Origin of the sequence: Kitasatospora sp. NPDC096077, assembly GCF_040303245.1 — a bacterium.
Taxonomy (GTDB): domain Bacteria; phylum Actinomycetota; class Actinomycetes; order Streptomycetales; family Streptomycetaceae; genus Kitasatospora.
Genome location: NZ_JBEOSV010000012.1, coordinates 124814 through 149747 on the forward strand (window position 1 = coordinate 124814; position 24934 = coordinate 149747).

The window sequence follows — 24934 nt, forward strand, 5'->3', positions numbered from 1 at the left end:
CGATCCGCCGTCCCGGCGCGAGCACGATCACGGCCGCCGCCTCTCGCCCCGGCCCGCAACGGCGGGCGCGGTACCCCGGGTTCACGAAGCGCGGCCGCCCGGGCCCAATGTCCGGAAACAATTCCGGGGCGGTCCGGCCGGCCGACCCGAGCGGCGAATCAAAACCGCCCGAGGGAAATGGTCGAGTATACGAAGCACCCTTTTCCGCATTGGTCAGATCCGGATCACGTACGATAGTGCGGGGGAAATGGCGAGAATTCGCCGGGCGCACAGAAAGCTCCGGACCGGGCTGTCCGGTTAAAGCCGTGACTGTAGTGCCCACAGGGGATTCTGGTGTATACCAATAGGCTGAGCGCGTTCCGGTCGGCGGGGAGGAAAGCATGCTGCTGCGGCTGCTGGGATCGGTCGAACTTGTCCATGAGAAGCGCTCGCTCGACCTGGGCGGACCGCGTCAGCGGGTGGTCCTGGCGATGCTCGGACTCAATCTCGATCACACCGTCTCCACCGAGCAGCTGATCGACGCCGTCTGGGGGGACGCCCCGCCGACCACCGCCCGCGGGCAGGTCCAGGTCGCCGTCTCCACCCTGCGCAAGCGCCTCGCCCAGGCCGGACGGCCGGAGGCGATCACCACCCGTCCCCCCGGCTACGCGCTGGAGCTGGAACCGGACCAGGTGGACAGCCTGGAGTTCGAGCGGCTGGTCGCGCTGGCCCGGGAGGAGAGCGGCGCGGGCCGCACCGAGCGGGCCGCGGAGACCATGCGCGCGGCGCTGGCGCTCTGGCGCGGCCCGGCGCTGGACGGGGTGCCCGGCGAGCTGGCGCAGCGGGCGGCGACCCACCTGGACGACCGGCGGCTGACCGTGCTGGAGGAGCGGGTCCGACTCGACCTCCAGCTCGGCCGGCACGGGGAGTTGAGTGCCGAACTGGCCGCGCTGACCGCCCGCCACCCGCTCCGGGAGCGGCTGCACGGGCACCTCATGCTGGCCCTGTACCGCTCGGGCCGGCAGGCGGACGCCCTGGACGCCTTCCAGCGGGCGCGCCGGGCCCTGGTGGAGGAGATCGGCATCGAACCAGGCCAGGAGCTACGGGAGTTGGAGCGGGCGATCCTGCACCAGTCGGCCGAACTGGACCTGCCGACCCGCCACGACGGCTGTGTCCACCACCCCGACGACCCCGGCCCGGCGACCGCGGGCAGACCCTCCCCCGAAGCACCGCCCCGACGGGCCGCCGCACCCATACCCCCGACGCCCCCGCCCGTCCCCACCGAGACCGGATTCCGCCTCACCCCCCGCCAACTACCGGCCAGCATCAGCGACTTCATCGGCCGCCGGAGCCAGCTCGACGAGATCAAGAGACTCATCGTGCCCTCCGCCGACGCCGCCGCCCCCGGCTACGCGGTGCCGATCGTCAACATCTGCGGCCCGGGCGGGGTCGGCAAGTCGGCACTGGCCGTCCGCGCCGCCCACGAGGCCGGCGCCCACTTCCCCGACGGCCACCTCTACGCCGACCTGCACACCCCGACGACCGGGGCGGGCGGCACCGGCGAGGGCGACACCCGGACCGCGACGCTGCTCGCCCGTTTCCTGCGCGCGGTCGGGGTGCCGGCCAAGGCGATCCCGGAGGACCCCCAGGAGCGGGCCGAGATGTACCGCAGCAGGCTGGCGGACAGCCGCGTCCTGGTGGTGCTGGACGGGGTGACCAGCGCCGAGCAGGTGACGCCGCTGCTGCCGGGCAGCGCCAGCTGCGCGGTGCTGACCACCAGCCGGGTCCGGCTGGCCCGGGTCCCGGGCATCCACCGGGTGGACGTCGAGGTCTTCGACATGTCCAACGCGCTCGACCTGCTGGCCGGCATCATCGGCCGGCCCCGGGTGCAGGCCGAACTGGACACCGCCGTCGAACTGGTGCAGCTGTGCGACGGGCTGCCGCTGGCGCTGCGGATCGCCGGGGCCCGGCTGGCCTCGCACCCGCACTGGCCGGTCGAACGGCTGGTGCGGCGGCTGCGCGACGAGCGGCAGCGGCTGGACGAACTCAGCCACCACGGACTCGAACTGCGCTCCACCATCAGCCTCACCTACCGCGCCCTGCCGTCGTCGGCACAGCGGCTGTTCCGGCTGTTCTCGCTGGTCCAACTGCCCGACGCGCCCGCCTGGATCGCGGCGGCGCTGCTGGACACCGACCCGGCCACCGCCGAGGACATCCTCGACCTGCTGGTCGAGGCGCAGGTGATGGACATCGTCCAGTACCCGAACCAGCCGGGGCCGCGCTACCGCTTCCACGACCTGGTCCGCGCCTACGCCCACGAGCAGTTGGTGGCGACCGAGGACGCGGGCGAGCGGAAGGCCGCGCTGGCCCGGATGCTGGGCGGCTGGCTGGCGCTGGCCGAGGACGCCCACCGCCGGGAGTACGGCGGCGACTACACCGTCATCCACGGCGGCGCCGCGCGCTGGCGGCCGCCGACGCCCACCGGGTCCGGCCCGGCCGGTGCCGGGGTGGACGGCTGGGACACCGAGCGGCTGGCCCTGGTGACGGCCGTCCGGCAGGCCGCCGCGGCCGGGCTGGACGAACTCTGCTGGGACCTCGCGCTCAGCTCGGTCACCCTGTTCGAGGCCAAGGGGCACTTCGACGACTGGGAGGAGACCTCCCGGCTCGCCCAGGAGGCCGCGGTCCGGGCCGGCAACCCGGTCGGGCACGCCGCGATGCTCTACTCGCTGGGCACCCTGCACATGTTCCAGACCCGGAACGAGCAGGCCCAGGAGCACTTCGCGCGGGCCCGGGAGCTGTTCGAGGCCGCCGGACACGACCACGGCCGGGCCCTGGTGCTGCGCAACGACGCCTTCCTGGACGGGGTGCGCGGCGACGACCTGGCGATGCGGGAGAAGTACGACGAGGCGCTGGCCGTGATGCGGCTGGTCGGCGACCGGATCGGCGAGGCGCACATCCTGCGCAGCCTGGCCGGCTGGTGGATGACGGTGGGCGGCACCGAGCGGGCCCGCGCCCTGCTGGAGCAGGCCCTGGTGATCTGCCGGGAGGAGAACTGCGTCCGGGTGGAGGCCCAGGTGCTCCAGCGGTTCGCCGAGCTGCACCTGTCCACCGGCCGGACCGAGCCCGCCGCGGAGGCGCTCCGGGAGGTGCTGCGGATCGTCCGGGCCGGCGGCGACCGGATCGGCGAGGCGTACGCGCTGCACGGCCTCGGCACGGTGCGCCGACGGGAGGGGCGGCTGGACGGTGCGGTGGACACCCTGACCCGGGCGCTGGAGCTGTCCCGGCAGGTCGGCGAGCGGGCCGTGGAGGCCCGCTCGCGGTTCGCGCTGGCCGAGATCGCGCTCGAACGGGCCGACCGCGCACAGGCCGCCGGGCACCTGACGGCCTGTCACCGGCTGTTCAGCGAGCTCGGCTCCCGGTCCTGGCTGGAGCGGACCGAGGAGCTGCTGAGCACGACGGCCGCCCCGGGGACGGCGCCGCTGCCGGCGGGGAGCCGGCCGGACTGCGGTTAGGGCTTTGGTACGTGCTGCGCGGGGGCCGCCCGGTCTACCCCGCGGCGGCCGGCTGCTCCGCCGCCGCGCGCCCGACCAGCTCGGCCAGCTCCGCCGGCGCCAGGCTGCCGGGCTCGCGGCGCTCCCGCGCCCAGCGGTTCACCAGCTCCTGGAACAGCTCGTTCACCGGTGTCGGCACCCCGCAGCCGCGGCCCAGCAGCACGATCTCCCCGTTCAGGTAGTCGACTTCGGCCGAACCGCCGCCCCGCTTGAGGCTCTGCCAGGTCGAGCCGTGCCCCGCCCCGGCGCCGGACGGCAGCTCGTCCACCACGCCGCGGCGCAGCTCGGCCAGCTCCGCGGGGGCCGCCCAGGCGATGGCCGAGCGCTCCAGCACGGCGACCGCCTCGGACCGGGCCCGGACGGCCAGTTCGCCGGACTCGGCGCCGGGCCGCTGCCCGCACAGCGCGTCGACGGCGTTGGCCAGGTTGTTGACCAGCTTGCCGTACTTCCAGCGCAGCACGTCCTCGACCACCTCGGCCCGGAAGTCGGCCCCGGTGAGGTCCGCGGCGATCTCCCGGACGGTGTCGTCGGCACCGTCCGGGTAGCGGCCGAGGACCAGGGCGCCGGTCTGCGGCCCGCACCAGATGCGCACCTCGCCGGGGGTGAGGAAGGCGGCCGGCAGCACCACCATGGCGCCGTACACCCGGCGGAAGTGCCGCAGCGCCAGCCGCTCGTTCTCCACCCCGTTCTGCAGGCAGACCAGCGGCAGCCGGGAGCCGGCCCGGCCGCCGTCCGGCCCGACCGGGCGCTCGGCCCAGTCGGCCAGCGCGGCCGCGGTGTCCTGGGTCTTGACGGCCAGCAGCAGTACGTCGTCCTCGTGCAGGTCGACCTCGTGCGGGCCGGCCGCCACCGGGATCCGGGCGGTGTCCGCCCCGGCCGGGCCGTGCACGGTCAGGCCGCGCTCGCGCAGCGCCGCGCCGTGCTCGCCGCGCGCCACCAGGACCACCCGGCGCCCGGCGCGGTGCAGCCGCGCTCCGACCGTGCCGCCGACCGCCCCGGCACCGACCACGACGTACCGCTTGTCCACTAGTCCTCCCAGCTGATCCCGGCCGCGTACCAGGCGGCCAACTCCTCGGCGTTCGCGGCGATTTCGGCCGCGTCCCGGCCAATGATCACATAGCCGCCGAGGTAGTCCCCGGACTTCTCCCCGCCGTGGTAGCGGTGCCCGATCTCGCCCTTGATCCGCTCCTCGACCACGAACGGCGGCGGGTCCTTCGGCAGCGCCGTCAGCCGGCCCCGCCCCGGGTAGAAGAGCACCCAGCCGCCGGAGCGGCCCGGGGCCACGCCCCGCCAGCGGCCGTCGGGCGGGATCCGCTCGCCCAGTTGGGCGGCGAACCAGCGCCGGTCCAGGTCGAAGCCGGTGCAGGCGCGGATCGCCCCGGTGGTGCGGGCGCCGCCGGTGCGGCTGGCCACCTCGCAGAGCACCAGGCGGTCGTCGGGGGTGAGGAAGACCTCCAGGTGGAAGGTGGTGCAGTCGGGGGTGGGCAGCACCGCCAGCACCCGCTCGGCGTAGCGGACCAGCCGGTCCGTCAGCGGGTCGTCCCGGTCGAGTTGGGCCGAGCCGAGGTAGCCGCCGGAGTGGAAGGTCAGGCAGTCGTTGAGGTAGTGCGAGACGAACACGGCGGCGAGCCGGCCCTCGTCGACCAGGCCGTCGACGACGTACATCCGGCCCTCGACGAAGCGCTCCACCTCGGCGTGCTCGGGCAGGCCCTCGGCCAGCAGCGCGGTGAGGTCGGCCTCCTCGCGCAGCACCGAGGTGCCCTTGGAGCCGGAGCCCAGGGCGGGCTTCACCACCACCGGGTAGCCGTGTTCACGGACGAAGCCGAACAGGTCGAAGGCCACCCGCACCGGGGCGAACTCGGGTACGTCCAGGCCGTGTTCGCGCAGCACGGTCTTCATCAGCACCTTGTCGCGGAAGGCCAGGGCGCTGTCCCAGTGCTGGCCGGGCAGGCCGAGCAGCTCGCGCAGCCGGGCGGCCCGCAGCACGTCCCGCTCGCCGCGGGCGATCACCGCGGCGAACCCCTCGCCCGCCAACTCCATGGCCACCCGCTCCAGTTCGCTGCCGCCGTGGTAGCCGGTGATCGGCCGGGCCTCGGGCAGGTGGGCGTACTGCGGGTACTTCTCGGCCGAGACCAACAGCGTCATCCGGACGCCGAGTTCGGCCGCCCAGACGTCGTACGGGGTGTCGGCGTGGTCGCTGTCCACCAGCACCAGGGCGTGCGGGGCGGCCACCGCCACCCCGGCGGCCCGGTGCGGCCGTGGCTGCGCTTCGGTGTCCATTGCTCCTCCAGTCAGGGGTGGTCGGCGTCCGGTCGGGGTGGTCGGCGGGGGCTCGGTGGGCACCGGTTCAGCCGCGGACCAGGGCGGGTTGGGCCACCGGCTGCATGACCCCGTGCAGATGGACCAGGCTGTCGCCGGACGTGCCCGGCCGGACCTCCTCGACGGCAGCCGTGACCACGTGGTGGTCGCCCACCGCGCGGACGTCGTGCCGGGCACAGACCAGCCAGCTCAGACAGCCGTCGAGCAGCGGGACCTGGTGCGGCCCCGGCCGCCAGCGGGTGTCCGGGCCGAAGCGGTCGGCGCCCGGGGTGGCGAACAGCCGGGCCAGGTCCTGCTGGTGGGCGCCGAGGAGCTGGATGCCGAACCAGTCGCTGTCCCGCAGCTGCGGCCAGGTGGTGGAGGTCTCGGCCAGTGCGAAGGAGACCAGGGCGGGCCGGGCGCTGACCGAGGTGAAGGAGGTGATCGTCACCCCGACCGGCCCGGGACCGGTGAGCACCGCGATCCCGGCCGCGTGCGGGCCCAGCACGCTGCGCAACTCCTCGGCGGTGACGCTCACTTGACGACTCCGACCGGTTCGTCCGACGAGGCCGGGGCAGTCGGAGAGGCCGCCGCGGCCGGCTCGGCGCCGACCAGCCGGTCCGGCCGGGCCGCGATGGTGGCCAGGGTGCGGGCCGGCGGGCCGCTCTCGGCGGGCGAGGTCCGGATCGCGATCCGGGCGGCGAGGGCGCCCGCCCGCTCGGCCGCGTCCCGGGCGTCCCGGCCGCGGGCCAGCACCAGTCCGCAGCGGTCGTAGGACCAGGCGATCGGCACCACGGTGTCGCCGGGGGCGACGGTGACGGCGGCGGCCACCACCGCCGGGTCGGCGAGCACCTCGGCCAGCCCCTCGACGGAGTCCACCACGCCCGGTTCGGCGGTCAGGAAGCGGATCGAGGCCCCGCAGGCGGGCTCCCCCGGACGGACCGGCCCGGTGCGCCCGGCGTACCAGAGGAAGGCCAGCGCGTCGGTGTCGATCCCGTACACCTGCTGGACCAGGTCGGTGATCCGGTCGCCGCCGCGGCGGCTGTGCGACTCGACCAGCCGGGGGCCCTCGGGGGTGAGGATCACCTCGGTGTGCGCGGGCCCGTCGGCCAGGCCGACCGCGTCCAGCATCGCGAAGACCAGCTCCTCGACCCGGCGGGCGGTGTCGGGCTCCAGCGGGGCCGGCTGGGTGTGGCCGACCTCGACGAAGGAGGCGAGCTTCTCCTTGGCCGTGAAGGCGAGCACCACGTGCTGCCCGGCGAAGCTGAAGGTCTCCACGCTGATCTCGGTGCCGGACAGGAACTGCTCCATCAGGAAGGAGTGCAGCCCGAACCCGGCCGCCCAGGCGCCCGCCTCGTCGGCGGCCGCGAGGTCCTCGACGAACCGCACCCCGAGGCTGCCGGAGCCGTAGCGCGGTTTGATCACGGCCGGTCCGTACTCGGTGACGAAGGCTCGGATGTCCGCGGCGGTGTGCCCGGTCCGGGCCGCGACGGCGTCGACGCCCCGCTCGGCGAGCACGGTGCGGAAGGCCAGCTTGTCCTGGAGCACCTGGACGAGTTCCAGCCCGTTGCCCGGCAGGCCGAGCCGACTGGTCGCGGCGGCGGCCGGCTCCAGGCCGTCCTCGATGATCGAGACCACCCGGACCAGCGGGCGCGAGCGGTGGACGGTCTCCAGCAGGTCGGCGACGGCGGCCGGCTCCCGGTAGTCCATCAGATGGGCCTCGGCGACGTGCGCGAGACCGGCCGGGTCGAGGTCCCCCGGCCCGTACACCCAGACGATCTCGAAGCCGGCCGCGCGCACCTTGCGCAGGGTGGCGGGGGTGCCGCCGATGACGGCGATCCGCGGCGCGGACACGCTCCCGGTACCGGTCATGCCCGCAGCTCCCGTCCGGCCCCGGCCTCCAGCCAGCGCACCACCTCGGTGTTGTCGGCGTGCTCCGGCAGCCCGGCGCGGGCCTGCTCCCAGAGCGCCCGGCAGGCCCGGCCCAGGTCGGAGCGGCCGCCCGCGTCGTCCAGCAGCCGGTCGGCGATCCGCAGGTCCTTGAGCATCAGCCGCAGCGCGAAGCCGGAGTCGAAGCCGCCGGTCAGCACATGGGCCGGGAACTTGGTCTCGGAGGCGTGGTTGCGGCCGGTCGAGGCGTTCACCACCTCCAGCATCACGGCCGGCTCCAGGCCGAACGCCCGCCCGGCGAGCAGGACTTCGGCGGTCGCGGCGAGGCTGATCGAGGACAGCAGGTTGTTCAGCGCCTTCAGCGCGTGGCCGGCTCCGGACGGGCCGACCCGGTACACCCGGCCGCAGGCGGCGAGCACCGGCTCGGCCAGGTCCAGCGCCTCCGGGTCGCCGCCCGCCATCAGGGTCAGTTCCCCGGCGCGGGCCGCCGCGGGGCTGCCGGAGACCGGCGCGTCCACCACGTGCACGCCGTACCGGGCGGCCAGTTCGCGCAGTTCGCGGGTGTCGCCCGGGTCGCTGGAGCCGGTGTCCAGCAGCACCGAGCCCGCCGCCATGGCCGGCAGCAGCAGCTCGGCGACCGCCCGGACGGCGGCGCCGTCCGGCAGCATGGTGACCACGACGGGCGCGGCCAGCTCGACGGGCCGGGCGACGGCGGTGATGCCCGCCTGCCCGCCCGCCCGTTCGGCGGCCGCGGCGTCCAGGTCGAAGGCCGCCACCTCGAAGCCGGCCTCGGCCAGGCGCCGGCACATGCCGCCGCCCATCGTCCCGAGTCCGGCGAATCCGATCCGCATGGTCGGTCTCCCTCCGTTCGCTTCCATCAGGTCATCAGGTCATCAGGTCGTGACCGGGCAGGGCCCGGCAGGGACCGGCAGGGACCAGGTCAGGCAGTCGTCAACTCGGGCTCCGCGGCGGGCAGTCTGGCGGCGCCGCCGAGCGCGACCCGCTCGGCCGCCGCGCCGGTCAGCGCGAACACCGCGGCCGCGCCGATCCAGCCGACCGCGCCCGAACCGAGCAGCAGCCCGGTGACCAGCACCGGCCCGAGCACCCGCTGCCCGGCCAGTCCGAGGCCGAAGACCGCCAGGTAGCGTCCGCGCGCCTCGGGCGGGGCGAGCACGATCGACAGGTTCCAGGTGGCCGAGGTGCTGACCACCTCGCCGACCGACAGCGCCACGATCGCCAGCACCAGCATCAGTACGGACAGCCCGCCGTGCACCGCGGCCGCGGCGGCGAAGCACAGGCTGCAGCCGGCCAGTGCCACCCCGCCCCACAGCAGCATCCGGCTGCTGCGCCGCACCTCGTCGGCGAGCCGGCTCACCGGCAGCTGGGCGACCACCACCAGCACGGTGTTGAGCGCGTACAGCACCGACACCGTCGCGGCCGGGGCGCTGGTGTGCTCCAGCACCCAGACCGGCATCGCCACCAGCAGCAGCACGTCGAAGAAGGACAGCAGGAAGTTCAGGCCGGTCAGCGCCAGGTAGTGGCGGTCCGGCAGGGCCCGGCGCCGACGGCCGGTCCCCTCGCCGGAACGCTCCCCGGTGGCAGTGGCAGTGGCGGCGGCGGCCGGCCGGGCCGGAGCGGGCACCCGCAGCACCAGCACCGCACCGCCCAGGAAGGCCGCGGTGATCAGCACCATGGTGGTCCGGTAGGCCGTGACGGTGTCCAGGGTGAGGGTCACCCCGCCGGCCATCGCGCCCAGCCCCAGCCCGATGTTGCGCACCACGTTGACCAGTCCGAGCAGCCGGCTGCGGTCGCGCTGCTCGGGCAGCGCGGCGGCGACCAGCGCCTGGAGCACCGGCGGCCCGGCCCGGTCGAAGGCCACCGAGAACAGCGTGACCAGCAGGTACTGCCAGAGGTCCGTCACGAACGCGAAGGCCAGGAAGCACAGTCCGCGCCCGGCGTAGACGGTGGCGAGCACCCGCCGGGCGCCGTGCCGGTCGGCCAGCACCCCGGCGAGCAGCGAGCCGGCCAGCGCGACGGCGCCGGCCACCGCCAGGCCGGTCGCCACCTGGTTGGCGGTCAGACCGACGTGCCGGGTGAACCAGGCGATCGAACTGGCCGTGAACAGGCCGATGCCGAGCGACTGCACCAGCGCGGCCAGGGCCAGTCGGCGCCCTTCGGCGGAGAGTTCCCGCAGACCGACCGGCCCGCGCATCACTCCGCCCCGAAGTCGAAGTCGACCAGTTCGGTCAGCTCCATCTCGCGCACGATCCGGCGGATCCCGGAGAAGTCGCGCACCAGCAGGTTGTTGCCCGACTCCCGCCTGCAGTCCTCGACGATCTCGTCGGCCCGCTCGAACCCGGCGTGCTTCAGGATGCCCGGCCAGACCGCGAAGTCCTGGGCGACGAAGGCGTTCAGCGCCTGCGGCAGGGCGGTCACGAAGGCCCGCTGCTGCTCCTTGTTGAGGTGGGCGTACAGGCCCTTGGCGACCTCGACCATGACCGAGGAGTGGGCGGACTCGTCCCGGGCGTGCAGCCGGGGGACGAGCGCGTGCAGCGGCTGGACGGTCTCGTCGCGGGAGAGCAGCTCCAGGTAGGCGTTGACGCTGATCTCCGACACCGTGGTCCAGACCAGCTTGAGCAGGTCGCGCTCCCACTTCTCGGACACCTCGGCCTCGGCCGCCAGCAGCCGGCGGTAGGTGACGGTGTGCGGGTAGGCCGGCTCGGCGGTCACCTCGCGCAGCTCCCGGGTGCGCTGCATGGCGACCATGTGCATGTAGGTGTGCCACACCTCGTCGACGTGGGTCTGCTGCACGGCCCGCTTGGTGTGCACGCCGTCGGCGCCGGGGAAGACGCCGTGCATGATCATCGCGAAGGTCGGGTTCGCCACGTACTCCTCGGCGGCGATCACCCGCTCGTTGTAGACCAGCCAGGCCAGCGTCTGCACGGTCTGCCGCTGCTCGGGGGCCGCGGCCAGCCAGAGCGGGTGCTCGTCGAAGGGCAGCAGCCGCTCGGGGTAGTCGGGCAGCGCGGCGTCGTAGTCCCCGGTGTCGGGGTCGGTGACCTGGTCCAGGTCGGTGCGGACGGTGGCACGGCGCGGCCAGGAGGCGGCGAGCCGGCGCAGCACCGACTCGTCGATGCCGTGCGCGTGGCCCTCGCCGTGCCCGTCCGCGTGGTCCGGGCCGTCCGTGGTCTCGGTGGTGCCGGGGGTGCCGGTGGTCCCGGGGGTGTCGGTGTCGGGCAGCAGATCGGTCATCGGTCCTCCTCCTTGCGGGCCACCGCGTCGATGACGTCGGCGAGCAGGTTGATGCCGTGCGCCAGCCGGTCCTCGGCCAGCACGATCGGCGGCATGATCTTGAGCACCTGGCCGCGCGCCCCGGTGGTCTCCACCAGCAGTCCGGCGGCGAAGGCCGCACGCGAGATCCGGTCCGCCAGCTCGGGGTCGGTGAAGCCGAGGCCGCGGATCAGGCCCCGGCCGCGCGGGGTGCAGCCGAGCTCGGCGAACCGGCGGGCGAGGCCGGCCAGCAGGCCGTCCAGCAGCTCGACCCGCTGGGTCAGGCCCCGGGTGAACTCCGGGTCGGCCCAGTGGTCCAGGCAGGCGGTGGCGGTGACGAAGGCCAGGTTGTTGCCGCGGAAGGTGCCGCTGTGCTCGCCCGGACCGAGCAGGTCCAGCTCCGGCCTGACCAGCACCAGCGCCATCGGCAGCCCGTAGCCGCTGATCGACTTGGACAGGCAGACCAGGTCCGGGGTGATCCCGGACTCCTCGAAGCTGAAGAAGGTGCCGGTCCGGCCGCAGCCGGCCTGGATGTCGTCGACGATCAGCAGGATCCCGCGCTCCCGGGCCAGTTGCGCCAGCCGGCGCAGCCACTCGGGGGTGGCGGTGGACAGGCCGCCCTCGCCCTGCACGGTCTCCACCACGAAGGCGGCGGGCTTGCCGATGCCGCTGCCCGGGTCGTCCAGCATCCGGGTCAGGAAGTCGATGGTGTCGACGCCCTCGCCGGCGAAGCCCTCGTACGGCATCCGCACCACGTTGCCGAGCGGGACGCCGGCCGCGTCGCGCTTGAACGCGGTGGCGGAGGCGGCCAGCGCGCCCAGCGAGAGGCCGTGGAAGCCGCCGGTGAAGGCGACGATGTCGGTGCGGCCGGTGACCCGGCGGGCCACCTTGAAGGCGGCCTCGATCGCGTTGGTGCCGGTCGGGCCGGTGAACTGGATCCGGTAGTCCAGGCCGCGCGGCTCCAGCACGACCTCCTGGAAGCGCTCCAGGAAGCGGCGCTTGGCGCCGGTGTGCAGGTCCAGCCCGTGCACCGGGCCGTCCGCGAGCAGGTAGTCCACCAGCGCCTGCTTGGCGGCGGCCGGGTTGTGGCCGTAGTTCAGCGCGCCGGCGCCGGACAGGAAGTCCAGGTACTCGCGGCCGTCCTCGTCCCACATCAGGTGCCCGCTGGCACGGGTGAAGACCGCCGGGAAGCGCCGGCAGTAGGTGCGGATCTCCGACTCCAGCCGGTCGAAGACCGCCGTGCCGGAGGAGGGGCCGGCGGGGAGGGTGGTGGTCATCGGGCGCTCCAGGGCTCGGTCGCGGAGATCAGGTCGATCTCCTCGGGGGTCAGGTCGGTGCGCGGCGACAGCGGGAAGCCGCCGTCCAGGGTGAGCCCGATCAGCTCGCGCATCCGGTCCGCGATCAGGTCCGGGGTGTACCGGGTCGGGGCCTCGGCGGCCTCGATCACCGCGGTCGGCGGGAAGAACCGGCCGCCCCGGGCCGGACGCACCACCGCGTCCCAGATGTTGAGGCTCTGCCCGCCCCAGTCGGCCCGGCCGCTGAACACCGAGTACAGCGGGATGCCGGCGGCGTCCGGGCGGCTGAGCGCCCGGTTGACCGGCTCGCTGACCATCTCGACGATCAGGCCGGCCGCGCCCGCGTCGCGCACCCGGCGGGCCTGCGCGAACATCCGCTCGGCGTCTTCGGCGGAGTCGCCGTGCCGGCTCAGCTCGCCGCGCTGCGGGGTGTAGCCGAGGTGGCCGAGGGTGGTGGTGCCGGTCCGCGCCAGCGCCTCCAGGCAGTCCAGGTCGCCGTCACCGGCCAGCTCGACCTTCACCGCGTCGGCGCCGGCCGCCCGGAAGCGCTCCCCGGCGGCGAGGGCGGCGGCGGGGCTCGCGGTCGCGCCGTCCGGCAGGTCGGCCAGCAGGAACGGTCGGCGGCCCGCCGGGAAGTGCGCGTCGAGCTCCTTGCGCACCTCCGCGACCAGCCCGACCAGGGTGTCCAGCGCCCACGCGCGCTCGGCGTCGTCCGCCAGCACGGTGCTCGGACGGCCCAGGTGGGTCATGAAGTAGGAGTCGCCGACCATCACGCACTCCAGCGGGCAGTCGGCCAGTTCGGGCGCCTCCAGCGCCCCGGCCAGGCCCTCCACCTCGTAGCCCCGGTAGGCGTTGACCTTGAGGCCGACGCGCGACGGGGCGTCGTAGCGGCGCAGGAACGGCGCGAGGCCGGAATGCCCCAGAACCACCGTGTCAGTGCTCATCGGTGCCCTCCCGGTAGATCTTGTTGATGCGGTCGATCGCCTCCGCCACCAGCTGCGGCGGTGCGGCGGTGAAGCAGAGCCGTGCCCAGTCGCCGCAGTGGGCGCCGAACACCCTGCCGGGGGCCAGTCCCACGCCCGACTCGGCGCAGCGGCCGACGAAGCGCTCGCCGTCGCCGTCGCCGTACCCGGTCAGGTCGAGGAAGGTGTAGAGACCGCCGGAGACCGCGGTGTGCGGGATCTCCAGCTTGGAGTCGGCCAGCCACCAGGCCGCGGCGGCCCGGTCGCGGCGCCGGGTCAGCTCCTCGACCGGGGTGCGCAGCGCCTCCAGGGCGGCGAACTGGGCGGCGCTGGAGACCGAGTAGAGCGAGTGCAGCGACCACTTGGTCAGCGGCTCGGTCAGCCCGGGCGGCGAGACCAGGAAGCCCACCCGGGCGCCCGGCATCGCATAGGTCTTGCTGCAGCTGTACACCGAGAAGGTGCGCTCGGCGGCCCGCCCGACGGTGGCCGGGTCGACGAAGCCGGCCCGGGTGAAGTCGTAGTTCTCGTAGGCGTTGTCGGCGATCAGCCACAGGTCGTGCCGCTCGGCCAGCTCGGTCAGCGCCGCCAGCTGGGCGTCGGTCAGCCGGTAACCGGTCGGGTTGTTGGGGTTGTTGAAGTAGATCGCGCGGGTCCGGTCGGTCACCGCCCGCTCGATCACCGCCGGGAAGTCGAAGTCGGCGTCGGCGCCGAGCTCCAGGAAGACCGGCACCTCGCGCGGCACCCCGCCCGCCGCGTGCACCAGGCCGGTGGCGAACAGCCACTGCGGGGACAGCACCAGCACCTCGTCGCCGCGCTCCAGGATCGCGTGCAGCACCACCGAGATGGCGTGGGTGCCGCCGTTGGCCACCAGCACCTGGGCGGGATCGACCGGGCTTCCCCGGCGGGCCGACAGGTGCTCGGCGAAGGCCTCGCGCAACTGCCGGACGCCGCCGGGCGGGCCGTGCTGGTGGGCCGCGACCGCGAACTCCTCGGCGCTCCACGGGCGGGGGCGGGCGCAGGGCTCGAACACCGTCTTGCCCTGGTGCAGGCCGATCGGGGCCAGGTCGCCGCTGCGGCTGAGCAGTTCCTCGACCCGGACCAGGGGTGAGGGCGGAATCTCTCTGAGGTCTCGCGCCAGTGACGGCATGCTCGGGTGCTCCTCGGTTCTCGGGTGGTCTGGCGGACGGTCGATCAGGGAGCTGCTCTGCTGGGTGTGCCGGGTCTGCTGGGTGTCGGGTCTGCTGGGTGTCGGGTCTGCTGGGTGTCGGGTCTGCTGTGTGTGCCGGGCGTACTGGGCGTGCTGGGATCAGACGGACTTCGGGTGCGCGGGCCGGTGCAGCCCGAGGTGGTCGCGCAGCGTGGTGCCCTCGTACTCGGTGCGGAACAGGCCGCGGCGCTGCAGCTCGGGGACGACCAGGTCGGCGAAGTCGGTCAGGCCGTCCGGCAGCACCGGCGGCATCACGTTGTAGCCGTCGGCCGCCCCGCCGGTGAACCACTCCTCCATCGCGTCCGCGATCTCCGCCGGGGTGCCGATCAGCACCCGGTGGCCGCGGCCGCCGGAGACGGACTGGTAGAGCTGCTTGATGGTCAGCCCCTCGCGCCGCGCCTTGTCGTAGACCAGCCGCTGCCGGCTGGTGCTGCCCTGGGTCTCGGGCAGTTCGGGCAGCGGGCCGTCCACCGGGCTGCCGGAGACGTCCACGTCGCCCAGCAGCTGGGTGAGCAGGCCGAACCCGACCACCGGGTCGACGAGTTCCTGCAGCACGGCGTACTTGTCCTCGGCCTCGGCCCGGGTGCGGCCGACCACCGGGAACAGCCCGGGCATGATCTTCACCTGCTCCGGGTCGCGCCCGTGGGACCGGACCTGCTCGCCCATCGCCCGGTAGAAGGCCTGGCCCTCGGCGAGGGTCTGGCTGGCCGTGAAGATCACCTCGGCCCACTGGGCCGCGAAGTCCTGGCCGTCGGCGGAGGCGCCGGCCTGGATCAGCACCGGGTAACCCTGCGGCGGGCGGGCCACGTTGAGCGGGCCGGCGACCGAGAAGTGCTCGCCCCGGTGGCCCAGCAGGTGCAGCTTCTCGGGCCGGAAGAAGCGCCCGCCGTCCTTGTCGTAGAGGAAGGCGTCGTCCTCCCAGCTGTCCCACAGCCCGGTGACCACCTCCATGAACTCCCGGGCCCGGTGGTAGCGGGCGCCGTGGTCCGGCTGGGAGTCCCGGTTGAAGTTGCGGGCCTCCGCGTCGGTCACCGAGGTGACGATGTTCCAGGCCGCCCGGCCGGCGCTCAGGTGGTCGATCGAGGCGAACTTGCGGGCCAGGTGGAAGGGTTCGTTGTACGTCGTGGAGGCCGTCGCGGCCAGGCCGATCCGCTCGGTGGACACCGACAGCGCGGAGAGCAGGGTGATCGGGTCGAACTGCAGGAACCGGCCCCAGCGGCTGAGCTCCTCGGCGTCCTGGTACGGGGTGCGGATGCCGACGCCGTCCGCGACGAAGAACATGTCGAACTTGGCCCGCTCGGCGGTCCGGACCAGCTCCCGGTAGTGGCTGAAGTCCAGGCCGCCGTCGGCCCTGGCCACCGGGTGCCGCCAGGAGGCGACGTGGTACCCGGGGACCAGCATGAAGGCCCCCAGCTTCATCATCCGGCGTGTGCCGCCCATGACCTTTCCCTCCTGTCGGTTGTCGCTCCGCCGTGTGCTGTTCGGTCGTGTGCTGCGCGGCCTCAGAGCCCGAGGCCGTCCGGCTCCCCGGCCAGGCCCCAGTGGGTGTCGTCGCTCTGCCGGTCCCCCGGGCCGGCCAGCGGCGAGCGACCCCAGTGGGTGTCGTCGCTCTGCTGCTCCCCCGGGCCGGCCAGCGGCGAGCGACCCCAGTGGGTGTCGGCCGACTGCCGGGCCAGGCCCCAGTGGGTGTCGTCGCTCTGCTGCTCCCCCGGGCCGGCCAGCGCCAGGACCGCCATCGCCCCGGCGGCCAGGCCGAGCACCGTACGGGTCAGGATCCTGGTCTTCGTCATCGCGCTCTCCCCGCTGTGCCGTCCGCCGCGCTCTGCGGCGGCTACCGTCCGTCCGGTCGGGCGTCCCCGACGGAGGACAGTCCAGTCGGGTGCGCTTTCCAACCACCTTCCACTCGGCCTCGAACGGCACCCGAGTGCCGAAAGGCGATCAGAAGGAGTCCAGAAGGGGGTTGCGGCAGCGGGCCGCCCGCGCCGGGCCGTGCCCGTCACCGCCGGGCGGGCCTCCGGGCCGGGCCCGCGCGCCGCCGCCAACGGTCGGCGAACTGCCTGTCCACCCAACGGAATTGGTTGAACCGGAACAAACATCGTGCCTAGACTGCGTAAAGCCAACTAGGCTGGAATTGTTGCTTGTTGACGGATCATGAAGCCGGTGGTCCACTCTGCCGCACACCGGCGGACAGGCTGTCGGCGAATGCGTCGGACCAGCAACTTCAGTCACTGGCAACGAGGTTGCTTGCAGTCGGCGGCCGATCGAGGTACGGCGCCGCATCCATCGACACAAGGGGATGACTGGATTCCGCCCGAAGGATCTCCGCCTGTCGGACATCGCCGAAGCGGTGCCCGAGTTCGCGTGCGAGCCGACGAGTTCACCGGTCGGACCATTGCTTGATCGACAACAGCGCCGCACCGCACCGGCGTTCGCGTTTTATCGGTCCGCCGACCGGCGGGCAGGGAATGCGACGGGAGAGGAGAGTCGACTCGGGCCGAGGACACGGCTTCGACTGCGTCGGGGTCGTGCACATTCGACGTGGTGATCAGCATGCAAGCTGCGAGGGTTCGCCACCCCGCAGCTACGGGGGTCGAGTTGTATGGCGAACGAACGGGGGATCATGAACGATGCAGTGGAGCCGTCACGCCCGGACCACCCGAACGAATCCGGGAGCATCATCGAAGCGTCGCCGCAGGCCTCGCGACCCGAACCGAGCGGCCTGCTCGGCGACACCGTCGTGCTGGTCCGGGTCGAGTCGCTGCTGCCCGCGGACTCACCGCGGGTGGCCGGCGAATCCGACGCGCACGTCCGGCTGCTGGCCGAGGTGGACGAGCCGCTGCCACCGATCGTCGTCCGGAGGGACACCGGGCAGGTCGTCGACGGCATGCACAGGGTCCGTGCGGCCGCTCTGCGCGGCCAGGAGTTCATCCGGGCCCGGCTCTTCGAGGGGCGCGACGAGGACGCCTTCGTCCTGGCCGTCCGCCTCAACCACGCACACGGCCTGCCGTTGACCGAGGCGGACCGGACCTCGTCCGCGGAGCGGATCATCGCCTCGCATCCGCAGTGGTCCGACCGCCGCATCGCGGAGGCCTCCGGGCTGGCGGCGAGGACCGTCGCCGCGGTCCGGCGCCGTTCAACTGCCGACCATCCGCAATTGAACGCCCGTTTGGGCAGGGACGGTCGGATCCGCCCGCTCAACGCCGCGGAGGGCCGCCTGCTCGCCAGCCGGCTGATGGCCGACGACCCGACGGCGTCCTTGCGCGAGGTCGCCGACGCCGCGGGAATCGCGGTCGCGACGGCCCGGGACGTCCGGCAGCGGATGCTCCGCAGCCAGGACGTGGTACCCCCTCGGCAGCGGCGACGTCAACCCTCGCCCGGTACGGGGGTCGGCGGCCCGGTGGACACGATGCCCCAGGGCCAGGGGGCGGCGTACCCCGCGAACTCCAGAACGCTGGAGAGCCTGCGCAAGGACCCCTCCCTGCGCCTGTCCGACTCCGGCCGCCAGTTGCTGCAGCTGCTCAACGTCCACCTGGCGAAGCCGGACCAGTGGAACCGGCTGGCGCACGGCGTACCGACGCACCGGGCGGACGCCGTGGCCCTGATGGCACGCGCCTGTGCCGAGCAGTGGCTGGAGTTCGCCCGCGCCATGGACGGCCGGTCCGAGACCGCCGGGCCGCCGTCCGCGACCTGACCCGTGGCATTCGACCGCCGCCGAAGACCACGGACACACACCGGAACGCACCAAGCGGGAAGAGCGCCCGGAGCCCCCGGGCGATGACACCGGCCGGACGCCTTCCCGTCTCTTCCATCCCTGATGCTACGGAGGCGGCATGACCGCGACATCACAACCACCGGCCGCACTGCGGTGGTGGACGCTGACGGTGGTATCCGTCGGCACCTTCATGCTCATGCTCGACCTGAGTATCGTGGCCATCGCGCTGCCGGGTATCCACGAATCCCTGGACGCCGATTTCAACGACATGCAATGGGTCTTCGACGCCTATGCGTTGACCCTCGCGGCCTTTCTCGTCACCGCGGGCGCGGTGGCCGACCGCAGCGGCCGCAAGAAGACCTTCACCGTGGGCCTCGTGGTCTTCACCCTGGCGTCGCTGGCCTGCGGTCTCGCCGGGAACATCGGCATGTTGAACATCAGCCGGGGCGTCCAGGGCGTCGGGGCGGCCGTCATGTTCGCGGTCGGTCCGGCCCTGCTGGGGCACGAGTTCCACGGCAAGGAGCGGGCCAAGGCGTTCGGGGCGTTCGGGGCCGCAGTGGGCATCGCGGTCGCCACCGGGCCCCTGATCGGCGGCGCGCTCACCAGCGGTCCCGGCTGGCGGTGGATCTTCCTCATCAACGTCCCGGTCGGCGGGGTGGCCTGCCTGTTGGCGATGCGCCGGCTCCGGGAGTCGCGCTCGGGGACGGCGAACCCGCCGGACGTCCTGGGCATGGTCACCTTCACGGTCAGCCTCGCCGCCCTGGTGCTCGCCATCATCCGCGGCAACACCGACGGGTGGTTCTCGGCGACCAACATCGCGCTGTACGTCGTCTCCGCGGTGTCCCTCTGCGCGTTCGCGGCCCTGACCCGAGCCCGTGGCGAACGGGCCATGTTCGACGTGACGGTCTTCCGCAGCCCCACCTTCATCGGCCTGTGCGTGGTGACGTTCCTCGCCAACGTGGCGGGCCTTCCGCCCATCTTCCTGGAGACGAACTACCTGCAGAGCGTGCTGGGCAGTTCGCCCTGGGAGGCCGGACTGCAGTTCCTGCCACTCTCGCTCGGCATGTTCTTCTTCGGTGCGGCGGCCGGCGGCATGGCCGGCCGGGTGCCGTTCCGGGTCGTCATGGCGGCCTCCCAGGTCCTGCTCGGCGGGGCTCTGCTGCTGACGCTGTTCAGCGACCCCGAGGACAGCTGGACGGCGCTGGTCCCCAGCCTGCTGGTGACCGGTGCGGCGTTCGGCCTGTTCAACCCGACCCGGGCGGCGCTGGCCATCGGTGTCGCCGAGCCGGCCAGGGCCGGTGTCGCGTCCGGCATCAACGAGACGTTCCAGCAGGTGGGCACCGCCCTCGGGATCGCGGTCGCGGGGTCGATCTTCGAGAACCGGGTCGCGCAGGCGTTCCTGCATTCCGGCTCCGCCGGCCTGCTGGGGCCGCACGCCGGGGAGACCGCGACGGCGATCAGTGCCGGCAGCATCGACACGGCCGCGCGCGCGGCGGGCCCCGGACTGTTCGATCGCATCGTCGACGACGGCCGAGCCGCCTTCACCACCGGATTCCACGACGCCATGGTCCTCTGCGCCGTGGTCGCCCTGGTGGCGGCCGTGATCGCGGCGTTCTCCCTGCGGGCCAAGGACCTGCACGCGACCGCCCTGGACGGCATCCGGCCGGACCTGGCGGCGGAGCCGCAGAACCCCGGCACCCCCGAGGCAGCCCACCAGTAGGGCCGTCCGCCCACCCCTCCGGGGGCCCGGTCGGCACCCCACGGCCGGCCGTCCGCATTCCGCCCCACGGGGCACGGAACGCGGGCGGCCGGCCGTTCCCGTTCGTCGAACTCCCCCCGCGACTTCGACGAACCAGTCCCGCCGCTGACATGTTCGCGCGTAATTCGCGGGTGAATCGGCAGACGACCGGAAGCCGTTGCCCGCACCACAATCAGGCTGTTAGTGTCGCAAACACTTTCGGAAGCGATCCCGCCCCACGCGAATCGATCGCAAAGACCAGAGAATTCACCGGAGTTCCGCGTTTCATCGCGACCTCCGATCACTACCCGGTGGCGAATTCCGACCACGCCGCCGCCGACGGCCGCGCCCAGGAAGCGGAATTCATCCGCACGCCCGGATTCCCCCTGCCGCCCGGCCGCCGGTTCTTCGGCTTTCGCCACTCCGCCCGCCCGCCGGCGGGCGCGCACAGGAATGCGCCGGTACCGGGCGCGCCGTTCTTCGAGAACCGCTCCGCCGCGTTCCGCGAAAAACCACGTCAAGGAGACACGGGGAAATGAACCACTCGCACTTGATGGACCGGGTCGACCTCCCCGTCGACCGGATTCCGACCCGCTGGTACAACGTCATGCCGGACCTGCCGCGACTCCCGGAGAAGTACCTCGACAATGCCACCGGCCGGCCGGTCACCAAGGAGTACATGGAGCGCCTCTTCTCCAAGGCCATGGCCGCGCAGGAGAGTTCGCTGGAGCGCTGGATCACCATCCCGGAACCGGTGCGCGACGCCTACCGGATGTGGCGTCCGACACCGCTCATCCGCGCCGTCGCCCTGGAGCGCGAGCTCGGCACGCCCGCACAGATCTGGTTCAAGTACGAGGCGACCTCGCCCAGCGGCAGCCACAAGCTCAACTCCGCCTTGGCGCAGGCCTATTACGCGAAGCGAGACGGCCACACCAAGCTGGTGACGGACACCGGGGCCGGCCAGTGGGGCACCGCGCTGGCCCTCGCCTGCCGGCTCATGGGCCTGGACCTGCTGGTCTTCATGGTCCGGGCGAGCTACCACCAGAAGCCCTACCGGCGTCACCTGATGGAGACGTACGGGGCCGAGGTCCGTCCCAGCCCCGGTGACTCCACCGAGTTCGGCCGCAAGCTGCTCGCGGAGAACCCCCACCACCCGGGCAGCGAGGCCACCGCCGTCAGCGAGGCCATCGAGTGCGTCTACGACGACCCGGGCGCCCGGCTCGCGGTCGGGGCCTTCTCCAACCACTGCCTGCTGCACCACACGGTCATCGGCCAGGAGGTGCGTGAGCAGCTCAAGGAGATCGGCCGCTCCCCCGACTACCTGATCGCCTCCGTCGGCTGCGGCTCCAACCTCGGCGGCTTCGCCTTCCCGTTCCTGGAGGACAAGCTCAACGGCGCGGACATCGACATCGTCGCGGCCGAACCCGACGCCTGCGCACCGCTGACCCGCGGCGAGTACCGCCTCGACTTCGCGGACGCGGGCGGACGCGGCCCCGGCGTGTACACCTACACCCTCGGCCACGACTTCGTGCCCCCGCCCATCCACGCCGGCGGCCTGCGGTACCACGGCTGCGCCCCCCAGGTGGGCCTGATCCGGCACGAAGGCCTGCTGGACGCGGTCGCCTACCCGCAGACGGAGGTCTTCGAGGCCGGCACCCTCTTCGCCCGCACCCAGGGCTACCTGCCGGCACCGGAGACCAACCACGCCATCCGCGCGGTCATCGACAAGGCGGAGGAGTGCAAGCGGACCGGACGCGACGCCACCATCGTGTTCTGCTACAGCGGACACGGCCTGCTCGACCTGGAGGCGTACGGCCGGTTCAACGCGGGCGCGCTGCGCGACGTCGAGGAAGAGGACTTCGTCACCCCGGGTCCGGAGGTGACGGCCTCGTGAAGTCGTACCCGCTGCACATCGACGGACAGGACGTCGAGGGCGACCGCTGGATCTACGTGGTGCGCTCCTCCGCCTTCCTGGAGGACCCCAAGCCCGCGTTCGACCTCAAGCGCTCCCTGGAGCTCAACCGCGGCGCGGTACCGACCGACGACGTCGTCGCCCGTTGCGCGCTGGGCGGCATGGACGCCAACGACGCCGCCGTACGGGCCGCCCGGAAGGCGAGCCGGGCCTGGGGCCGCACCCCGCAGGCGGTCCGCAGCCGGATCGTCGTCGAGTTCAACCGGAGGCTCGCCGCGCGGGCCGACGAGCTGATCGAGATCCTGATCGCCGAGGGCCACCCCCGCCGGCTCGCCCAGTGGGAGGTGAGCGGCATGCTGTGCGGCACGGACGAGGCCACCATCCGGTGGTACGAGTCCCAGCTGCACCAGACCTTCGAGTCGCAGGGCCGGCGGATCGACCTGGTCCGCAAGCCGGACGGCGTCGTGTGCGTCAACCCGCCGCAGAACGCCGCCGGTTCGAACTCCACCATGGGCATCTTCGCCCTGCTCGCCGGCAACACGCTCGTGGTGAAGGCGCCCCGCTCCTCGCCGCTGAGCGTGATGTTCGTCTACCGCGAGCTCCTGGTACCGATCCTCCAGGAGCACGGTGCGCCGCCCGGCACGGTGAACCTGATCTGCGGCCCCGCCGCGGGGATCCTCCGCGACTGGGTCTCCAACCCGCTGGTCGACGACATCCTGTTCTTCGGTGACAGCCCGGCCGGGCTCAAGCTCGGCGAGGAGTGCCTCAGGAACGGCAAGAAGGCGGTCCTGGAGCTGGCCGGCAACGACGGGTTCGTCGTCTGGCGGGACGCCGACCTCGACGCCGCGGCCCGTGCCCTGGAGGAGAGCTTCTACGGTTCGAGCCAGATCTGCATGGTCCCCAAGTACGCGGTGGTCCACCCGGCGGTGGCCGAGGAGTTCCTGGACCTGTTCGTGGAACGGGTCCGCAAACTGCGTCCCGGACAGCCCGAGGACCCGGAGGTCCTGCTCAGCCCGGTGCTGAAGGTCGACCGTTTCTTCGACTTCAAGGCGGAGGCCCTCGGCGCCGGCGGACGACTCCTCTGCGGCGGGGAGCGGGTCGGCCTCGACGGGCTGGAGTCGCCCACGGGCCTCTTCTGCGAGCCCACGGTCATCCGTCTCGACGGGCTGGAGCGGGCCCGCGGCCTGTCCGTGGTCAGGGAGGAGACCTTCTTCCCGCTGCTCCCGGTGATCGTCCCGGACGAGGACTCCGACGAGCGGCTCTTCGAGGCCGTCGTCGACTTCCTCGACGGCAACGCCTACGGGCTGCGGAACTCGCTGTGGACCCGGGACGAGGACCTCGTCGACCGGTTCGCCACCGAGGTCGGCAACGGCGGCCAGTTGAAGATCAACGACTCGCACATCGGGTTCAGCCCGATCCTGTCGACCCACGGCGGCAACCGGCAGACCGGCGGCCCCTACGGGGAGCTCAACTACGCCGGACTGCGCACCACGCACCTCCAGGGCATCGTCCGCGGCACCGGCGATCCCCGCCCCCTGGACCCACGGGTCCTCACCACGACGGAGAAGGCGGACGACTGACGCCATGTCGACCAACGGTTCTCCCCCGGGCCCACCCCGGCGCACCCGGTCGGCCGTCGAACGGTTCGACGTGATCGTCGTGGGCGGTCGCTGCGCCGGGTCGCCGCTCGCGACCCTCCTGTCCCGCGCCGGCCTGCGGGTGGCGCTGATCGAACAGGCGGTGTTCCCGAGGCCGACCCTCTCCTCGCACCTGATGGAGGCGGACGGACTGCTGTTCCTCAAGCGGCTGGGCCTGCTGGAGGCCGTCGAGGAGACCGGCGTGCGCTTCATGAAGCGTGCCGACACCAGGCTCGACGACGTCCGCTTCACCGAGCGCTTCCCGCTCCGCTTCGACGACGTCGGTGGCGCCGCGTTCCTCCGGCGCCACCTGCTCGACTCGATCCTGCTGAACGGGGCGATCGAGTCCGGCGCCGACGTCCGGACGGACACCAAGGTCGTCGAACTCCTGTGGGACGACGGCCGGGTGTGCGGTGTGCGGACCCGGACCAAGGGCTCCGAGGCACGTCTCCACGCCCCGCTCGTGGTGGGTGCGGACGGCCGCAGCTCGACCGTCGCGTCCCTGTGCGGGTCCCGCAAGTACAACGTCAACCGCAACCAGCGCAGCTACTACTTCACCTTCTTCGAAGGGGCCGACCCGGCCTACTCCGACCTGTTCGTGTTCCACCGCTGGGGGGACCGGATGGTGTGGGCCGGGCCGGCCGACCACGGCCTGTACCTGGTCGGCGTCTCCCCCGAGGCCCATGAACGGGAGTACTTCCGCCGCCACACCGAACGCGGACTGCTCGCCCACATGCGCGCCTGCGAGCCCACCGCGGCGGCACTGGCCGACGCCCGCATCGCCGACCGGATCTCCGGCATCGTGAAGTTCGAGGGCTACTTCCGGCAGGCCACCGGCCCCGGCTGGGTGCTCGTCGGCGACGCCGGGCACTTCAAGGACCCGTCGGCGGGCCGGGGCATCGGCGACGCCTTCCTCCAGGTCGAGGCGCTGGCCCGGGCCGTCGTCGACGGCCTGGGCGGCTCACCACGGCACCTGGACCGGACACTCCGGCGCTGGGGCCACTGGCGCGACCGACGGTTCGAGGGCCACTACTGGCTGGCCACCACCCTGGGCGAGGCGGGCGCCCTGCCGCCGATGGTTCCCGAAGCCGTCCGGGCGCTGAACGAACGCGGCGAGACCGACCGCTTCCTGGACCTGTTCAGCCACCGCTCGCGCTACTACGACGTGTTCCCGCTCCGGGACCTCGGCGTGGCCACCGGACGCCTGCTGCTGTCCGGCCGTGCTCCGCGCGGGCCGCTGATCGGGCAAGCGGCCCGGCTGCTGGCCCGCGAACCCCGCCGGCGCTGGATCAACCGCCATCCCGCGCTGGCGAGTTCGGACCTGACCTCGGCCCCCCGGGCGGAGCGGGGGCAGCCGGCCCCGACGGACGACCGGACGACCGGCCCCGCCTCCGCCTCCGCCTCCGCGGGCCGGACGGCGCCGGCGGCGGCGGCGGCGACGACGGCGACGGAACGGCACCACGAGAGAACGGGGAACTGACAG

At 73.2% G+C, this 24934-nt stretch carries 19 protein-coding genes; 7 read left to right on the forward strand and 12 right to left on the reverse strand.

The window, feature by feature from the left end; all coding sequences use genetic code 11:
- The first annotated feature begins 380 nt into the window (after positions 1-380).
- Entirely contained in the window at positions 381-3491 is a 3111-nt protein-coding gene (locus ABTZ03_RS14595; RefSeq protein WP_350513285.1) for an AfsR/SARP family transcriptional regulator, read from the forward strand.
- Positions 3492-3525: 34 nt separating this feature from the next.
- Here the strand turns inward: ABTZ03_RS14595 and ABTZ03_RS14600 are convergent, their stop codons facing one another.
- From ABTZ03_RS14600 to ABTZ03_RS14655, 12 genes are all read right to left on the reverse strand, one after another.
- The gene (locus ABTZ03_RS14600; RefSeq protein ID WP_350513286.1) at positions 3526-4557 is read right to left on the reverse strand and encodes a ketopantoate reductase family protein; all 1032 of its coding nucleotides are present in this window, start codon (positions 4555-4557) and stop codon (positions 3526-3528) included.
- A complete protein-coding gene (locus ABTZ03_RS14605) occupies positions 4557-5810 on the reverse strand; it encodes an ATP-grasp domain-containing protein (protein WP_350513287.1) in 1254 nt (417 codons plus the stop codon). Before ABTZ03_RS14605 ends, ABTZ03_RS14600 begins: the two co-directional genes overlap by 1 nt.
- A gap of 67 nt (positions 5811-5877) precedes the next feature.
- Positions 5878-6366, reverse strand: a complete 489-nt coding sequence (locus ABTZ03_RS14610) for a flavin reductase family protein (RefSeq protein ID WP_350513288.1) — start codon at positions 6364-6366, stop codon at positions 5878-5880.
- On the reverse strand, positions 6363-7700 hold the full coding sequence (locus ABTZ03_RS14615; protein ID WP_350513289.1) for an ATP-grasp domain-containing protein: 1338 nt from the start codon (positions 7698-7700) through the stop codon (positions 6363-6365). Before ABTZ03_RS14615 ends, ABTZ03_RS14610 begins: the two co-directional genes overlap by 4 nt.
- The gene (locus tag ABTZ03_RS14620; RefSeq protein WP_350513290.1) at positions 7697-8569 is read right to left on the reverse strand and encodes an NAD(P)-dependent oxidoreductase; all 873 of its coding nucleotides are present in this window, start codon (positions 8567-8569) and stop codon (positions 7697-7699) included. The genes ABTZ03_RS14615 and ABTZ03_RS14620 overlap by 4 nt, the downstream gene beginning before the upstream one ends.
- A gap of 89 nt (positions 8570-8658) precedes the next feature.
- Entirely contained in the window at positions 8659-9930 is a 1272-nt protein-coding gene (locus ABTZ03_RS14625) for an MFS transporter (RefSeq protein ID WP_350513291.1), read from the reverse strand.
- Entirely contained in the window at positions 9930-10970 is a 1041-nt protein-coding gene (locus ABTZ03_RS14630; RefSeq protein WP_350513292.1) for a diiron oxygenase, read from the reverse strand. Before ABTZ03_RS14630 ends, ABTZ03_RS14625 begins: the two co-directional genes overlap by 1 nt.
- A complete protein-coding gene (ectB, locus tag ABTZ03_RS14635) occupies positions 10967-12265 on the reverse strand; it encodes a diaminobutyrate--2-oxoglutarate transaminase (RefSeq protein ID WP_350513293.1) in 1299 nt (432 codons plus the stop codon). Before ectB ends, ABTZ03_RS14630 begins: the two co-directional genes overlap by 4 nt.
- Positions 12262-13227, reverse strand: a complete 966-nt coding sequence (locus ABTZ03_RS14640) for a 3-methyl-2-oxobutanoate hydroxymethyltransferase (protein WP_350513294.1) — start codon at positions 13225-13227, stop codon at positions 12262-12264. Before ABTZ03_RS14640 ends, ectB begins: the two co-directional genes overlap by 4 nt.
- Positions 13217-14392, reverse strand: a complete 1176-nt coding sequence (locus tag ABTZ03_RS14645) for a pyridoxal phosphate-dependent aminotransferase (protein WP_350513295.1) — start codon at positions 14390-14392, stop codon at positions 13217-13219. Before ABTZ03_RS14645 ends, ABTZ03_RS14640 begins: the two co-directional genes overlap by 11 nt.
- 159 nt (positions 14393-14551) lie before the next feature.
- Positions 14552-15892 (reverse strand): LLM class flavin-dependent oxidoreductase, encoded by a 1341-nt coding sequence (locus ABTZ03_RS14650; RefSeq protein ID WP_350513296.1) that lies wholly within the window; start codon positions 15890-15892, stop codon positions 14552-14554.
- Positions 15893-15954: 62 nt separating this feature from the next.
- Positions 15955-16242 (reverse strand): hypothetical protein, encoded by a 288-nt coding sequence (locus tag ABTZ03_RS14655; protein WP_350513297.1) that lies wholly within the window; start codon positions 16240-16242, stop codon positions 15955-15957.
- An 830-nt stretch (positions 16243-17072) separates the two neighbouring features.
- On the opposite strand from ABTZ03_RS14655, the gene ABTZ03_RS14660 reads away from it, so the two are divergent.
- The 6 genes from ABTZ03_RS14660 (at position 17073) to ABTZ03_RS14685 (ending at position 24931) form a co-directional block, all read left to right on the forward strand.
- Complete coding sequence (locus tag ABTZ03_RS14660) at positions 17073-18143, forward strand: ParB/RepB/Spo0J family partition protein (protein WP_350513298.1); 1071 nt, start codon at positions 17073-17075, stop codon at positions 18141-18143.
- A gap of 139 nt (positions 18144-18282) precedes the next feature.
- Complete coding sequence (locus ABTZ03_RS14665; protein WP_350513299.1) at positions 18283-19884, forward strand: MFS transporter; 1602 nt, start codon at positions 18283-18285, stop codon at positions 19882-19884.
- Positions 19885-20054: 170 nt separating this feature from the next.
- Positions 20055-20441: a hypothetical protein gene (locus tag ABTZ03_RS14670; protein WP_350513300.1), complete on the forward strand. Its 387-nt coding sequence runs from the start codon at positions 20055-20057 to the stop codon at positions 20439-20441.
- Positions 20438-21796, forward strand: coding sequence for a TrpB-like pyridoxal phosphate-dependent enzyme (locus ABTZ03_RS14675; protein ID WP_350513301.1), 1359 nt, complete (start codon positions 20438-20440; stop codon positions 21794-21796). Before ABTZ03_RS14670 ends, ABTZ03_RS14675 begins: the two co-directional genes overlap by 4 nt.
- A complete protein-coding gene (locus ABTZ03_RS14680; RefSeq protein WP_350513302.1) occupies positions 21793-23394 on the forward strand; it encodes an aldehyde dehydrogenase family protein in 1602 nt (533 codons plus the stop codon). Before ABTZ03_RS14675 ends, ABTZ03_RS14680 begins: the two co-directional genes overlap by 4 nt.
- 4 nt (positions 23395-23398) lie before the next feature.
- On the forward strand, positions 23399-24931 hold the full coding sequence (locus ABTZ03_RS14685; RefSeq protein ID WP_350513303.1) for an FAD-dependent oxidoreductase: 1533 nt from the start codon (positions 23399-23401) through the stop codon (positions 24929-24931).
- Positions 24932-24934 lie beyond the last annotated feature (3 nt).